At 45.6% G+C, this 12,158-nt stretch carries 25 protein-coding genes; all 25 read right to left on the reverse strand.

Translation table 11 applies throughout. The features are described 5' to 3' along the window. Nucleotides 1-48: 48 nt before the first annotated feature. The gene (locus ESE_RS0100150) at nucleotides 49-948 is read right to left on the reverse strand and encodes an SPFH domain-containing protein (RefSeq protein ID WP_010369317.1); all 900 of its coding nucleotides are present in this window, start codon (nucleotides 946-948) and stop codon (nucleotides 49-51) included. After that, on the reverse strand, nucleotides 935-1,072 hold the full coding sequence (locus ESE_RS12195) for a hypothetical protein (protein WP_153280281.1): 138 nt from the start codon (nucleotides 1,070-1,072) through the stop codon (nucleotides 935-937). Before ESE_RS12195 ends, ESE_RS0100150 begins: the two co-directional genes overlap by 14 nt. 61 nt (nucleotides 1,073-1,133) lie before the next feature. Then, nucleotides 1,134-1,349: an NfeD family protein gene (locus ESE_RS0100160; protein ID WP_010369324.1), complete on the reverse strand. Its 216-nt coding sequence runs from the start codon at nucleotides 1,347-1,349 to the stop codon at nucleotides 1,134-1,136. Between the two features lie 297 nt (nucleotides 1,350-1,646). Then, entirely contained in the window at nucleotides 1,647-2,033 is a 387-nt protein-coding gene (rplQ, locus tag ESE_RS0100165) for a 50S ribosomal protein L17 (RefSeq protein ID WP_004560241.1), read from the reverse strand. A gap of 38 nt (nucleotides 2,034-2,071) precedes the next feature. Continuing rightward, a complete protein-coding gene (locus ESE_RS0100170; protein ID WP_010369333.1) occupies nucleotides 2,072-3,016 on the reverse strand; it encodes a DNA-directed RNA polymerase subunit alpha in 945 nt (314 codons plus the stop codon). Nucleotides 3,017-3,067: 51 nt separating this feature from the next. Then, nucleotides 3,068-3,454, reverse strand: coding sequence for a 30S ribosomal protein S11 (gene rpsK, locus ESE_RS0100175; protein WP_004560243.1), 387 nt, complete (start codon nucleotides 3,452-3,454; stop codon nucleotides 3,068-3,070). Between the two features lie 31 nt (nucleotides 3,455-3,485). Beyond that, the gene (gene rpsM / locus ESE_RS0100180) at nucleotides 3,486-3,851 is read right to left on the reverse strand and encodes a 30S ribosomal protein S13 (RefSeq protein ID WP_010369336.1); all 366 of its coding nucleotides are present in this window, start codon (nucleotides 3,849-3,851) and stop codon (nucleotides 3,486-3,488) included. 52 nt (nucleotides 3,852-3,903) lie between these two features. Then, complete coding sequence (gene rpmJ / locus ESE_RS0100185; RefSeq protein WP_004560245.1) at nucleotides 3,904-4,023, reverse strand: 50S ribosomal protein L36; 120 nt, start codon at nucleotides 4,021-4,023, stop codon at nucleotides 3,904-3,906. Between the two features lie 34 nt (nucleotides 4,024-4,057). Next, complete coding sequence (gene infA / locus ESE_RS0100190) at nucleotides 4,058-4,273, reverse strand: translation initiation factor IF-1 (RefSeq protein WP_004560246.1); 216 nt, start codon at nucleotides 4,271-4,273, stop codon at nucleotides 4,058-4,060. A gap of 92 nt (nucleotides 4,274-4,365) precedes the next feature. Next, nucleotides 4,366-4,935, reverse strand: a complete 570-nt coding sequence (locus tag ESE_RS0100195; protein WP_010369344.1) for an adenylate kinase — start codon at nucleotides 4,933-4,935, stop codon at nucleotides 4,366-4,368. Beyond that, nucleotides 4,932-6,239: a preprotein translocase subunit SecY gene (gene secY, locus ESE_RS0100200; RefSeq protein ID WP_010369347.1), complete on the reverse strand. Its 1,308-nt coding sequence runs from the start codon at nucleotides 6,237-6,239 to the stop codon at nucleotides 4,932-4,934. Before secY ends, ESE_RS0100195 begins: the two co-directional genes overlap by 4 nt. Next, complete coding sequence (rplO, locus tag ESE_RS0100205; RefSeq protein ID WP_010369350.1) at nucleotides 6,239-6,673, reverse strand: 50S ribosomal protein L15; 435 nt, start codon at nucleotides 6,671-6,673, stop codon at nucleotides 6,239-6,241. The genes secY and rplO overlap by 1 nt, the downstream gene beginning before the upstream one ends. Nucleotides 6,674-6,710: 37 nt before the next feature. Beyond that, nucleotides 6,711-6,896, reverse strand: coding sequence for a 50S ribosomal protein L30 (gene rpmD / locus ESE_RS0100210; protein WP_004560255.1), 186 nt, complete (start codon nucleotides 6,894-6,896; stop codon nucleotides 6,711-6,713). An 11-nt stretch (nucleotides 6,897-6,907) separates the two neighbouring features. Then, nucleotides 6,908-7,411, reverse strand: a complete 504-nt coding sequence (rpsE, locus tag ESE_RS0100215; protein ID WP_004560257.1) for a 30S ribosomal protein S5 — start codon at nucleotides 7,409-7,411, stop codon at nucleotides 6,908-6,910. Nucleotides 7,412-7,430: 19 nt separating this feature from the next. Further along, entirely contained in the window at nucleotides 7,431-7,787 is a 357-nt protein-coding gene (rplR, locus tag ESE_RS0100220; RefSeq protein WP_010369354.1) for a 50S ribosomal protein L18, read from the reverse strand. A gap of 90 nt (nucleotides 7,788-7,877) precedes the next feature. Then, the gene (gene rplF / locus ESE_RS0100225; RefSeq protein ID WP_010369360.1) at nucleotides 7,878-8,414 is read right to left on the reverse strand and encodes a 50S ribosomal protein L6; all 537 of its coding nucleotides are present in this window, start codon (nucleotides 8,412-8,414) and stop codon (nucleotides 7,878-7,880) included. 31 nt (nucleotides 8,415-8,445) lie between these two features. Next, nucleotides 8,446-8,844, reverse strand: coding sequence for a 30S ribosomal protein S8 (rpsH, locus tag ESE_RS0100230; protein WP_010369363.1), 399 nt, complete (start codon nucleotides 8,842-8,844; stop codon nucleotides 8,446-8,448). A 44-nt stretch (nucleotides 8,845-8,888) separates the two neighbouring features. Then, nucleotides 8,889-9,431, reverse strand: coding sequence for a 50S ribosomal protein L5 (rplE, locus tag ESE_RS0100235; protein WP_010369366.1), 543 nt, complete (start codon nucleotides 9,429-9,431; stop codon nucleotides 8,889-8,891). A 29-nt stretch (nucleotides 9,432-9,460) separates the two neighbouring features. After that, entirely contained in the window at nucleotides 9,461-9,769 is a 309-nt protein-coding gene (gene rplX / locus ESE_RS0100240) for a 50S ribosomal protein L24 (protein WP_010369369.1), read from the reverse strand. A 32-nt stretch (nucleotides 9,770-9,801) separates the two neighbouring features. Then, nucleotides 9,802-10,170, reverse strand: coding sequence for a 50S ribosomal protein L14 (gene rplN / locus ESE_RS0100245; RefSeq protein ID WP_004560264.1), 369 nt, complete (start codon nucleotides 10,168-10,170; stop codon nucleotides 9,802-9,804). Nucleotides 10,171-10,215: 45 nt separating this feature from the next. Further along, on the reverse strand, nucleotides 10,216-10,482 hold the full coding sequence (rpsQ, locus tag ESE_RS0100250) for a 30S ribosomal protein S17 (protein WP_004560265.1): 267 nt from the start codon (nucleotides 10,480-10,482) through the stop codon (nucleotides 10,216-10,218). Between the two features lie 19 nt (nucleotides 10,483-10,501). Continuing rightward, the gene (gene rpmC, locus ESE_RS0100255) at nucleotides 10,502-10,708 is read right to left on the reverse strand and encodes a 50S ribosomal protein L29 (protein WP_004560266.1); all 207 of its coding nucleotides are present in this window, start codon (nucleotides 10,706-10,708) and stop codon (nucleotides 10,502-10,504) included. Beyond that, nucleotides 10,708-11,127, reverse strand: a complete 420-nt coding sequence (rplP, locus tag ESE_RS0100260; protein WP_010369375.1) for a 50S ribosomal protein L16 — start codon at nucleotides 11,125-11,127, stop codon at nucleotides 10,708-10,710. The genes rpmC and rplP overlap by 1 nt, the downstream gene beginning before the upstream one ends. Before the next feature lies 1 nt (nucleotide 11,128). Beyond that, nucleotides 11,129-11,797, reverse strand: a complete 669-nt coding sequence (gene rpsC, locus ESE_RS0100265) for a 30S ribosomal protein S3 (RefSeq protein ID WP_010369378.1) — start codon at nucleotides 11,795-11,797, stop codon at nucleotides 11,129-11,131. Between the two features lie 13 nt (nucleotides 11,798-11,810). Then, entirely contained in the window at nucleotides 11,811-12,158 is a 348-nt protein-coding gene (rplV, locus tag ESE_RS0100270; RefSeq protein WP_002827984.1) for a 50S ribosomal protein L22, read from the reverse strand.

Here is a 12,158-nt window from a genome sequence, read left to right on the forward strand (position 1 = left end):
CCTTCGCAGCTAAAAATTGCTGCGAAGGTCTTTTTTATTATTATTCGGTTAGTCTGATAGCGGCTTAACCGGCTGATCTACTTTATTAGTGCCTAACAGCGCGCCAGCGACCTTTAAATCACCAAGTGCGTCAATGGCCGTATTAGGTACAATAACCGTGTTAGCGGGGCTCTTAGCCACATCACGGAAAGCATCAATATTTTGGGCAGCCAAATAATTGCCATCAACCTGACTCAGAATCTCATTAGCCTTCTGAATACGATAAGCCTCAGCATCCGCAGCCAAGCGAACCGCTTTCGCATCGGCTTCAGCGGTTGCAACTAGCGCATCATTCTTAGCTTTCGTCGTGAGTTCAATTGAACGCGCTTCACCTTGCGCTCGTGCAATGGCAGCCTCACGTTCACGGGTTGCATTAATTTGCTTATTCATCGACTCTTGGATTTCAGGTGTTGGTTGAATTGTATCAATGTTAATACGATCCACATTTACCCCATAAGCATCCGTAATCGACCCCAATTCGCGACTCAAAGCGGCGTTAATTCGCTCTGTCCCGTTCAACACATCGTTCAAATCCATCGTACCAATAATCCCACGTAGATGTGCACGTGATTGCTGAATCATTGACTTCACGGAGTCCGCATTCTCAAATGTAAACTTATATGGATTTGTGACGTGGTAATTCAATGACAGTGAAATGATGACTTCCGCATTATCCTGCGAAATAACACTTTGTTCACTTAGTCGAATTGGTACCTGGGCAAGATCAACACGATCAACGTGCGTAATGACTGGTACAACGACATGCAGTCCTGGTTCAATTTGTTTTTGATATTTACCAAGCACAGAAACCATGCCAACCATATTTTGGGGAATAATGCGGACCCCGGTAAATAAAATCACCCCAATAATTAATACAACGATAATTGCTAAAATACTAAATACTATCATCACCCAAGTCTCCTTTTTGAACGATTAATTGGTTACCAACAATGTCTGCCACATAGACCACATCACCAATAGATACTGGTACATCACTCTGAAGTTGATAATAAATACCATTCACTCGTAACATACCGACATCATAATTATCATGATCTAAAACAAACGTTTGATGAAGCAACCGCTGATCGAAATTATAACTCACTATCAGTCCCCCGCGATGGTACTTTTTCCAGAATCAATGTCTCCCCGACAACACGAGCAACGCGAACTGTATCCCCCATCTGCACCCCATCCAAACAACGGTATTGATAGCTTTGCCCATTAATTGTAATTTTGTTGTTTGTAAAACTACCTGGCGTTAAATGAATCGTCATTTGAAAAATAATATCATCTAATTGTAATGCCATAATATGGTACCCCCATCTCATTTATTACACTCAGTATAGACTTTTTATAACGAAAAATAAATAAGGATGCCTTGAACCTGGATAGTAGCACACTATCTAGTCACAAGGACCACAAAAAGCCCTGTTCAGTTTAAGAACAGGGCTTTTGTAAAATATCTCTAGACACAAAAAAACCTCACACGTTACCGGTGCGACATCACTGCCATTCAACCTAGACTTGGCTACTGCCATCATCGTAACGGTTTATACCATGTAACATGAGAGATTTCATTGTTTTGTATTAATTAACCAATGAAATTAGTCAACCAATTCCAAGATAACCATTGGTGCAGCGTCTCCACGACGTTGTACCGTCTTCAAGATGCGAGTGTAACCACCTGCACGGCCCTCAAAGCGAGGTGCAACATCGTTGAACAAGTGTTGCAAAGCCGTTTCTACCTTGACCTTGTTATCTTCAGTCGTTTGTACGTCAGCAACGACGTTACGTACGAAAGCAGCGGCCTTACGGCGTGAAGCCAAGTCACCACGCTTACCCAACGTAATCATCTTTTCTGCAGTACGGCGAACTTCCTTAGCTCGAGCTTCTGTCGTTTGAATGCGACCGTTGATCAACAAAGCAGTCGTCAAATCACGCAACATAGCCTTACGTTGTGAGCTAGTACGTCCCAACTTGCGGTATCCCATGAGTATGTCCTCCTTTACTTGGAATTCTATCGTTTAATCTAATCTTCCTTGCGGAACCCTAAACCGAGCACTGCCAGCTTTTCCTGGATTTCGTCAAGTGATTTCCGACCGAGGTTTCGTACAGACATCATTTGAGTTTCTGTACGCTCCGTCAACTCTTGTACAGAGTTGATCCCGGCCCTTTTGAGACAATTATAAGAACGAACTGACAAGTCCAACTCTTCAATAGGAGTGTCGGCATGCTTGCTAGTTGGTGCTTCTTCCTTGTCTACCATCACTTGTGTGTTAACCGCACGTTCTGACAACTCAACGAATGAGTTCAAGTGGTCTGACATGATGCGAGCTGCCAATGAAATAGCTTCAGTAGCAGTCAATGATCCATCAGTCCAGATGTCCAAAGTCAACTTGTCAAAGTCATCACGGTTACCCACACGCGTGTTCTCAACTTGATAGTTTACGCGTTCGATTGGGGTAAAGATTGAATCAATTGCTAGAACGCCAATTGGCATTTCATCATGCAATTCCTTATTCTGGTCCGCAGACACATAACCACGTCCGCGTTCTGCAGACAAAGTCATGTGCAACGTAGCCCCAGCCGCAACAGTGGCAATGTGAAGGTCCTTGTTCAAAATCTCCACATCACTGTCACCAGCGATGTCGCCGGCCGTCACAGTAGCGGGACCGGTTACGTTAACTTCGAGCGTCTTCTCTTCATCACTGTCGATGCGCATTGAAACCTTCTTGAGGTTCAAAATGATTTGCGTAACGTCTTCAACGACACCTTCGACCGTTGAAAACTCGTGCAAAACGCCATCAATTTGTACTGAATTGATTGCCGCACCAGGCAATGAAGACAACAATACACGGCGTAGGGAGTTACCCAAAGTAGTTCCGTAACCACGTTCAAGCGGCTCAACCACAAACTTACCGTAATTGCTATCCTCTTCAACCAGCGTAATCTTTGGGTTTTCGAATTCAAGCATACTGTTTGTTACCCCTTTCAAAGCATTGTGTGAACTAGTTGCAACTGGCAATTAGACACGACGACGCTTTGGTGGACGTGAACCGTTGTGTGGTACTGGAGTAACGTCCTTAATAGACGTAACTTCCAAACCAGCAGCGGCCAACGCACGGATAGCGGCTTCGCGACCTGAACCAGGTCCCTTAACAGTGACCTCAACAGTCTTCATGCCGTTTTCCATAGCACCCTTGGCAGCAGCCTCAGCAGCCATTTGCGCAGCAAATGGCGTTGACTTACGGCTACCCTTAAATCCAAGAGAACCAGCTGATGACCAAGCAACGGCGTTACCTTGAACGTCGGTGATCATCACGATCGTGTTGTTGAACGTTGCGTGGATGTGTGCAACACCTGACTCAATATTCTTCTTTACACGACGCTTACGATTAGTACGACCTGCCATAATCAAGTAATCTCCTTTCCTTAAAAATTAATTACTTCTTCTTACCTGCAATTGCAACAGCTGGGCCCTTACGCGTACGGGCATTGTTCTTCGTGTTTTGACCACGAACAGGCAAGCCCTTACGGTGACGGATACCACGGTATGATGCAATTTCTTGCAATGCCTTAATGTTCAATGAGACTTCACGACGCAAGTCACCTTCCACCTTAATACCGTCTACGACGGCACGGATGGCGTCCTCTTGGTCGGGAGTCAAATCACGAACACGAACGTCTTCAGAAACCTTAGCTTCTTCCAACACCTTCTTGGCAGTTGCGTTACCGATTCCATATACATATGTCAATGCGATCACGACACGCTTGTCGCGAGGCAAATCAACACCAGCAATACGAGCCATTACGATTACCTCCTATACAAAGATTTAATAAGTTTTACGACCAAAATGCAAATTATGCACCTTGACGTTGCTTGTGCTTAGGGTTTGCAGAGCAAATCACCATCACACGACCGTTACGCTTGATAACCTTGCAGTTATCGCACATAGGCTTAACAGATGGACGAACCTTCATGGTATTTACCTCCCTTGGATATTTTTATGGTTGACTACTTAAAGCGGTACGTAATACGTCCCTTAGTCAAATCATATGGCGACATTTCAACCGTCACACGATCACCAGGCAAAATGCGAATAAAGTTCTTACGAATCTTCCCTGACACGTGAGCTAGAATGGCGGCGCCGTTTTCCAATTCAACGGTAAACATGGCATTTGGCAAAGTTTCCTTTACCACACCAGAAATTTCAATAACATCGTTGGCCACGTTGCTGCCTCCTTAGTTGTGACAATGGAGAACGTAACAAGTTATTATAACATGCTTACTTGTAATTAAACAATAAAAGCTTCGTTAAATAATTAAGCGTTCTTCAAATTATCAAGTAACGTCTTTACATCAGCGAACACTACATCAAGCTCGCGAGCACCATCGATCTTGTTCAAGATACCCTTTTCGGCATAGAACTCAGCGATTGGCTCAGTAAGCTTTCCGTTAACGTCCAAGCGATTCTTAATCACTTCAGGCGTATCGTCTGCACGGCCACGGGCCATCATACGATCAACCAAAACATCAGTATCAGCTGTGAAGTAAAGAACACCGTCCAATGAACGACCGTCCTTTGCCAACATCTCATCCAATGCCTTCGCTTGGTCCAAGTTACGAGGGAATCCATCAAGGATGAATCCAACCTTCGTATCCTCTTCTGCCAAACGTTCGGCAACGATACCGTTCGTAACTTCGTCAGGGACCAAGTTACCGGCATCCATGAATGACTTTGCCTTCAACCCAAGTTCAGTTTCGTTAGCCATAGCCGCACGGAACATGTCGCCCGTACTGATGTGCGGCAAGTTGTACTCTTCCACAATCTTGGCAGCTTGGGTACCCTTACCAACACCTGGCAAGCCCAATAGCATGATATTCAAACTCATTTTGCTTCGACTCCTTCTTGAATAAATCCAACATATTGCCGCTTCATCATCAATCCTTCAAGTTGGCGAATCAGATCAATTGCCACACCAATGACAATCAATACTGATGTTCCTGACATTCCAAGGTTACTATCCAACCCGAAGATGTGTGTTGCTAGGATAGGTGCCAAAGCAACGAATCCTAGGAACAAAGCGCCGACTACTGACAAACGCATCAGCAGACCTGACAACCACTTCTCAGTGGCGCGGCCAGGCCAGACGCCCACGATGTAACTACCTTGCTTTTGTAGGTTCTCAGCAACCTTTTCAGGGTTAACCTGAACAAAGGCATAGAAGAACGTAAACAAGACAATCAACAACGTGTATACAATACCACCTTGCATTGTCTGCATTGATAGGTATTGCATCAAAGTGTTGTACCAACCTGCATCCGCAAACTTAGTTGCAAAAGCTTGCAAAATCGTTTGTGGCGTTACCAGCAATGATGAAGCGAAGATAACAGGGATAACACCCGCAACATTAATCTTCAACGGCAAGTAAGATGAGTTACCTGAACCCGTTGAACGACGTGTATATTGCATTGGAATCTTGCGAATCGCTTGGTTAAACCACGTAACAAACGCGATAACCAAGATAAAGATCAACAAGATACCAGCCAAGAATGCCCACCCACGCGCTGGGTCGTCACCTTGGAGAACGTGTTCCTTGAACAGTTGGTATACACCTGCTGGCACACGCGCAATGATACCAGCAAAAATCAACATTGAGACACCTTGACCGAGTCCGCGCTCAGTAATCATCTCACCCAACCAAACGGCAAACATTGTTCCCGCAGTTAAGATGAAACCGATCAACAAGTACGTTTCCAAATTTGGCGTCTCTACCAATTTAACTTGACTCAGTTGATTGAATCCAGCGGTGATTCCAATAGATTGGACAAACGCTAGAACAATGGTCAAATAGCGGGTCACTTGGTTCAACTTGCGTCGACCAACTTCACCTTGTTTCGACCATTCAACAAATCGTGGCACAATATCCATTTGTAGGAGCTGTACCACGATTTGTGCAGTAACGTATGGTGAAACTCCCATTGCGAACAATGAGTAGTTTGTAAGACCACCACCGCTAAACATATTCAAAATGCTGCCGAGCCCAGAATTTGCTACCTCAGTAAGTGCGGCCGTGTTAATACCCGGCACAGTAATGTAAGCACCCAATCGGTAAACAATCAGAATCCACAAAGTAAAGAACAACTTCTTGCGAATGTCCTTTTCCTTCAGTGAATTGAGCACGGTTTTCAGCATTAGATCACCTCAGTCTTACCACCGGCAGCTTCAATAGCCGTAACAGCAGCGGCTGAGAACTTGTTAGCCTTAACAGTCAATGACTTTTCCAATTGACCGTTTGCCAAGATCTTAATGCCACTCAATTCGTTCTTAACGATACCAGCTTCGACCAACAATGCTGGTGAAACTTCAGTTCCGTTATCGAATTGGTTCAATACGTCAAGGTTTACAACAGCGTATTCCTTGCGGTTGATGTTCGTGAAACCACGCTTTGGCTTACGACGGAACAAAGGCATTTGTCCACCTTCAAAGCCCAAACGTACCTTACCACGAGCCTTTTGACCCTTTTGACCACGTCCAGCAGTCTTACCGTTACCTGATGACTCACCACGTCCAACACGGTTGCGGACGTTGCGTGAACCTTCAGCAACTTGGAGTTCATTAAGCTTCATTAGGTTGTACCTCCTTCAAAGCAATCTATTTATATGCTTACTTAACTACTTCAACAGTAACCAAGTGAGCAATCTTAAACACTGCACCACGCGTTGCTGCGTTGTCAGGCAACACGACTGATGATGACACCTTGTTCAAACCAAGGGCCTTAACAATCGCACGTTGCTTTGGCAAACGGTGGGCAGCACTCTTAACAAGAGTAATCTTAACTTGTTCAGCCATTTTCTGCCTCCTTAATCTGCCAAGTGCTCAAGTGAGACCTGACGCAATTCAGCAACTTCTTCAGCGTTCTTCAATGAGTTGATTGCATCGAAAGTTGCGCGCACAACGTTAATTGGAGTTGATGATCCCAATGACTTTGCAGTCACGTCGGCAACACCAGCCAATTCCAAAACGGCACGAGCAGCACCACCGGCTGCCACTCCAGATCCTTCAACGGCTGGCTTAAGCAAGATGCGACCACCGCCAAAGACACCATTTGCAGAGTGAGGAAGGGTCGTACCAACAGTTGGAACTGCAACGATGTTGCGCTTTGCAGCTTCAACGGCCTTGCGAATAGCTTCAGGCACTTCTTGTGCCTTACCAGTACCAAAACCAACGTGTCCGTTACGGTCACCAACAACTACCAAAGCAGCGAAACGCAAGCGGCGTCCACCCTTAACAACCTTGGTAACACGGTTGATGGCAACAACGTTTTCTTCAAGCTCGCCGAGCTTGTTTGCATCGATAAAAGCCATGTTAAATTTCCTCCTTCCCTTAGAACTTCAAACCAGCTTCACGCGCAGCTTCAGCCAAAGCTTGCACACGACCGTGGTACAAGTAACCACCACGGTCAAATACAACAACTTCGATGTTAGCAGCCTTGGCGCGTTCTGCGATCAAAGCTCCAACCTTTGCTGCTTGTTCAGTCTTTGGAGCAGTCTCAACTGACTTGTCCAAAGTTGAGGCACTAGCAAGCGTCACACCCGCTACGTCATCAATTAATTGCGCGTAGATGTTCTTGTTAGAACGGTAAACGTTCAAGCGTGGGCGCTCAGCAGTACCAGAAATCTTTCCACGAACGCGCGTGTGTCGGCGTTGACGCACCTTGTTCTTGTCTGACTTCGTAATCATGTTCGTAACCTCTTTTATATATATTCGAAAGATATACTAACAAGTAAATCCCGAGACGTTGCGCCCGGGCCTTAAGCTATAAGCTTAAGATTACTTACCAGTCTTACCTTCCTTACGTGCAACGTATTCGTTCTCGTAACGGATACCCTTACCCTTATATGGCTCAGGTGCGCGTACGGCACGGATTTCAGCGGCCAAGTCACCAACAAATTGCTTGTTGATTCCTTCAACCGTGATCGTAGTTGAATCAGGAACTTCAACGGTCAAACCTTCACGGGCCTCAAACTCAACAGGGTGTGAGTAACCAACGTTCAAGACAAGCTTGTCGCCTTGCTTAGCAGCACGGTATCCGACACCGACCAACTTCAAAGTCTTCTTGAAGCCATCAGTTACACCTTCAACCATGTTTGCAACGTTAGCGCGAGTAGTTCCGTGAAGTGCCTTGATACGTCCTTCATCTGAAGGACGAGTGAACGTTACTTCCGTACCGTCCACAGTGAACTCGATTTGTGAAGCGACTTCGCGTGAAAGTTCACCCTTAGGTCCCTTAACAGTAACGACGTTACCTTCGCGTGACAATTCAACGCCAGCAGGCAAAGTCAAAACCTTGTTACCAATACGACTCATCGGTAGACACCTCCTTATTAGATTTTATTTATTACCAGACGTAAGCCAATACCTCGCCACCAATCTTCTTGGCGCGAGCTTCCTTATCGGTGATGACACCTTCAGAAGTTGAGATGATAGCGATACCCAAGCCGTTCAAAACCTTAGGTACAGCATCTGCCTTGACGTATGAACGCAATCCTGGCTTTGAAATACGCTTCAAACCAGTGATAACGCGAGTCTTGTCAGTACCGTACTTAAGGAAGACACGGATGACACCTTGCTTGTCATCTTCAATGTATTCAACGTCGCGAACAAAGCCTTCGTTCTTCAAGATCTCGGCGATGTCCTTCTTGATCTTTGATGCAGGAACTTCAACTGAATCGTGGCGAACCATGTTCGCGTTACGAATGCGAGTCAAAAAATCTGCAATTGGGTCAGTCATTGACATTGATGTTTGCCTCCTATTATTAATTACTGTAAATCAGTGAATGATTACTTTGCGAAAGGCATACCCAATTGAGTAAGCAATTCACGACCTTCTTCGTCAGTGTTGGCAGTCGTAACAACGACAATATCCAAACCACGGACACGGTTAACTTGATCGTAATCAATTTCTGGGAAAATAAGTTGTTCACGAATTCCCAACGTGTAGTTTCCACGACCATCAAAGGCCTTTGGTGAAACTCCACGGAAGTCACGAACACGTGGCAATGAAACGTTGATCAACTTATCCAAGAAGTCGTACATACGCTCACCACGCAAAGTAACCTTAGTACCGATTGCCATACCCTCACGCAAACGGAAGCCAGCGATTGACTTCTTAGCGCGAGTGATAACTGGCTTTTGACCAGCAATCAATTCCAATTCAGCAACAGCTTCATCCAAGTTCTTTGAGTTTGATACAGCGTCACCAACACCCATGTTAAGCACGATCTTTTCGATCTTAGGTGCTTGCATGATTGATGAGTACTCAAACTTTTCGATCAATGAAGGCGTTACTTCATTGACGTACTTTTCCTTCAAGCGATTTGCCATGATAATGATTTCCTCCTTTCACCTAGAAATTATGCCAAAGTCGTTCCAGACTTCTTAGCAAAACGTACCTTCTTACCATCTTCAACCTTGTAACCAACCTTAGTTGGTTCGTTAGTAGAAGGGTCAAGCAATTGTACGTTTGAAACGTGGATTGGAGCTTCAAGCTCAACAATTCCACCTTGTGGGTATTGGTTGTTTGGCTTTTGGTGCTTCTTTACAATGTTCACACCTTCGACAACAACACGGTCCTTGGCGGCCAAAGTCTTTACGACTACACCTTCCTTGCCCTTGTCCTTGCCGGCGATAACCTTAACCTTGTCACCAGTCTTCACAAACATGCGAGGCTTCCTCCTTGATTTAATGATGGTAATTACAATACTTCAGGTGCCAATGACACAATACGCATGTAATCATTGTCACGCAATTCACGCGCAACAGGTCCGAAGATACGAGTACCTACAGGGCTCTTGTCATCCTTTACGATGACTGCAGCGTTCTCATCGAACTTGATGTATGAACCATCAGCACGGTGAACTCCTGAAACAGTACGAACGATAACAGCCTTAACGACGTCACCCTTCTTTACAGTACCACCAGGAATAGCTTGCTTAACAGTTGCGACGATCATGTCACCGATACCGGCGAACTTACGACCTGATCCACCCAAAACCTTGATAGTCAAGATCTCACGTGCACCAGAATTGTCAGCAACCTTCAAACGACTCTCTTGTTGAATCACGATTTTGTCCTCCTTCCGTTATTGGTAAGATTCGAGATTAAACGATTAGATAATAACGGCCTTCTCGACGATTTCTACCAAACGGAAGCGCTTTGTAGCTGACGTTGGACGCGTCTCCATGATGCGTACAATGTCACCTTGCTTAGCTTCGTTGTTTTCATCGTGAGCCTTAAACTTCTTCGTGTACTTAACACGCTTACCATAAACTGGGTGGTTCTTGTAAGTTTCGATGGCAACAGTGATTGTCTTGTCCATCTTATCTGAAACCACGCGGCCTTGGTAAACCTTACGTGCGTTACGAGCTTCAGTCATATCGGTCTCCTCTCTTAGTCTACTTGTTCAATTCTTGTTGACGAATGACCGTCTTGATACGTGCGATTTGCTTACGTACTTCTGACAATCGAGCCGTGTTCTCAAGTTGACCAGTAGCTAATTGGAAACGCAAGTTGAACAATTCTTCCTTGTAGCTCTTTTCCTTGGCAACCAACTCAGCTTGGCTGAGACCCTTGATTTCGTTTTGTAGATCCTTGATCTTCATTATTCACCCTCCACTTGGCGAGTCAAGATCTTAGTCTTGACTGGCAACTTGTTAGATGCAAGACGCAAGGCTTCGCGGGCAACCTCTTCAGGAACACCGGCAACTTCAAACATTACCTTGCCGCGCTTAACAGGTGCAACCCATCCGTCTGGAGTACCCTTACCGTTACCCATACGAACACCAACACCCTTAGAAGTGTATGACAAGTGTGGGAAAATCTTGATCCAAACTTGACCACCACGCTTCATGTGACGCGTCATAGCAATACGAGCAGCCTCGATTTGACGGTTTGAGATCCAGTGTGATTCAGTGGCTTGCAAACCAAACTCACCAAATGTAACTGTCTTACCACCCTTGGCCTCACCGCGCATCTTTCCACGGTGTGGACGGCGGTACTTTACACGCTTTGGTACTAGCATGTTACTCGCCTCCTTGCTTCTTTACAGACTTCTTCTCTGGCAAAATGTCACCACGGTAAATCCAAGTCTTAACACCCAATTGACCGTAAGTAGTTGTTGCCTCATCCCATGAGTAGTCGATGTCAGCACGCAATGTGTGCAAAGGCACCGTACCCTCAGTGTATTGCTCTACTCGAGCAATGTCAGCTCCGTTGATACGTCCAGAAACTTGCGTCTTGATACCCTTGGCACCAGCACGCATAGCACGTTGGATAGCACCACGCATTGCACGACGGAATGCCACACGGCGCTCCAAGTCAGATGCAATTTGTGAACCTACCAAGTGGGCGTCCAAATCAGGCTTCTTAATCTCAATGATGTTGATGTGGACACGCTCGCCCTTAGCAACCAACTTTGAAAGTTCGTTACGCAATGCATCAACTTCAGAACCACCCTTACCAATAACCATACCTGGCTTAGCAGTGTGGATTGAGATGTTCACGCGGTTAGCAGTACGCTCAATTTCGATACGTGAAACTGATGCGTCAGCCAACTTAGTCTCGATGTACTTACGCAACTTCAAATCTTCGTGCAAAGCCGTTGCGTAGTCCTTCTTGTTTGCGTACCACTTAGCATCCCAGTCGCGGATGATGCCGACACGCATACCAGTTGGGTTAATCTTTTGACCCATGACTCAATCCTCCTTACTTTTCTTTTACCACAATCGTGATGTGGCTTGTACGCTTGTTGATTGGTGAAGCTGAACCCTTGGCACGTGGACGGAAACGCTTTAGCGTTGGTCCTTCGTTAGCAAAGGCTTCTGCAACTACCAAATCTTCGCGATCTAGTGAGAAGTTGTTCTCAGCGTTAGCAACTGCTGAGTTCAACACCTTGTATACATCTTCTGAGCTGTGGTTTGGCAAGAATTGCAAAATTGCAAATGCCTCAGCCACAGACTTACCACGAACTTGGTCAAGCACTAGGCGGACCTTACGTGGAGCGACACGAACGATCTTCGCTGTGGCGCGTGCTGACGTGATTTGTTCAGCCAT

The sequence above is a fragment of the Weissella cibaria KACC 11862 genome (assembly GCF_000193635.1).
Lineage (GTDB): Bacteria > Bacillota > Bacilli > Lactobacillales > Lactobacillaceae > Weissella > Weissella cibaria.

Excerpts from the sequence above, each read along its gene's own strand:
- ESE_RS0100150 (WP_010369317.1), bottom strand. The coding sequence starts at position 948 with ATGATAGTATTTAGTATTTTAGCAATTATCGTTGTATTAATTATTGGG.
- ESE_RS12195 (WP_153280281.1), bottom strand. The coding sequence starts at position 1,072 with ATGTTACGAGTGAATGGTATTTATTATCAACTTCAGAGTGATGTACCA.
- ESE_RS0100160 (WP_010369324.1), bottom strand. The coding sequence starts at position 1,349 with ATGGCATTACAATTAGATGATATTATTTTTCAAATGACGATTCATTTA.
- rplQ (WP_004560241.1), bottom strand. The coding sequence starts at position 2,033 with ATGGGATACCGCAAGTTGGGACGTACTAGCTCACAACGTAAGGCTATG.
- ESE_RS0100170 (WP_010369333.1), bottom strand. The coding sequence starts at position 3,016 with ATGCTTGAATTCGAAAACCCAAAGATTACGCTGGTTGAAGAGGATAGC.
- rpsK (WP_004560243.1), bottom strand. The coding sequence starts at position 3,454 with ATGGCAGGTCGTACTAATCGTAAGCGTCGTGTAAAGAAGAATATTGAG.
- rpsM (WP_010369336.1), bottom strand. The coding sequence starts at position 3,851 with ATGGCTCGTATTGCTGGTGTTGATTTGCCTCGCGACAAGCGTGTCGTG.
- rpmJ (WP_004560245.1), bottom strand. The coding sequence starts at position 4,023 with ATGAAGGTTCGTCCATCTGTTAAGCCTATGTGCGATAACTGCAAGGTT.
- ESE_RS0100195 (WP_010369344.1), bottom strand. The coding sequence starts at position 4,935 with ATGAGTTTGAATATCATGCTATTGGGCTTGCCAGGTGTTGGTAAGGGT.
- secY (WP_010369347.1), bottom strand. The coding sequence starts at position 6,239 with ATGCTGAAAACCGTGCTCAATTCACTGAAGGAAAAGGACATTCGCAAG.
- rplO (WP_010369350.1), bottom strand. The coding sequence starts at position 6,673 with ATGAAGCTTAATGAACTCCAAGTTGCTGAAGGTTCACGCAACGTCCGC.
- rpmD (WP_004560255.1), bottom strand. The coding sequence starts at position 6,896 with ATGGCTGAACAAGTTAAGATTACTCTTGTTAAGAGTGCTGCCCACCGT.
- rpsE (WP_004560257.1), bottom strand. The coding sequence starts at position 7,411 with ATGGCTTTTATCGATGCAAACAAGCTCGGCGAGCTTGAAGAAAACGTT.
- rplR (WP_010369354.1), bottom strand. The coding sequence starts at position 7,787 with ATGATTACGAAGTCAGACAAGAACAAGGTGCGTCAACGCCGACACACG.
- rplF (WP_010369360.1), bottom strand. The coding sequence starts at position 8,414 with ATGAGTCGTATTGGTAACAAGGTTTTGACTTTGCCTGCTGGCGTTGAA.
- rpsH (WP_010369363.1), bottom strand. The coding sequence starts at position 8,844 with ATGTCAATGACTGACCCAATTGCAGATTTTTTGACTCGCATTCGTAAC.
- rplE (WP_010369366.1), bottom strand. The coding sequence starts at position 9,431 with ATGGCAAATCGCTTGAAGGAAAAGTACGTCAATGAAGTAACGCCTTCA.
- rplX (WP_010369369.1), bottom strand. The coding sequence starts at position 9,769 with ATGTTTGTGAAGACTGGTGACAAGGTTAAGGTTATCGCCGGCAAGGAC.
- rpsQ (WP_004560265.1), bottom strand. The coding sequence starts at position 10,482 with ATGACTGAAGCTCGTAACGCACGTAAGGTTTACCAAGGCCGCGTGGTT.
- rpmC (WP_004560266.1), bottom strand. The coding sequence starts at position 10,708 with ATGAAGATCAAGGATCTACAAAACGAAATCAAGGGTCTCAGCCAAGCT.
- rplP (WP_010369375.1), bottom strand. The coding sequence starts at position 11,127 with ATGCTAGTACCAAAGCGTGTAAAGTACCGCCGTCCACACCGTGGAAAG.
- rpsC (WP_010369378.1), bottom strand. The coding sequence starts at position 11,797 with ATGGGTCAAAAGATTAACCCAACTGGTATGCGTGTCGGCATCATCCGC.
- rplV (WP_002827984.1), bottom strand. The coding sequence starts at position 12,158 with ATGGCTGAACAAATCACGTCAGCACGCGCCACAGCGAAGATCGTTCGT.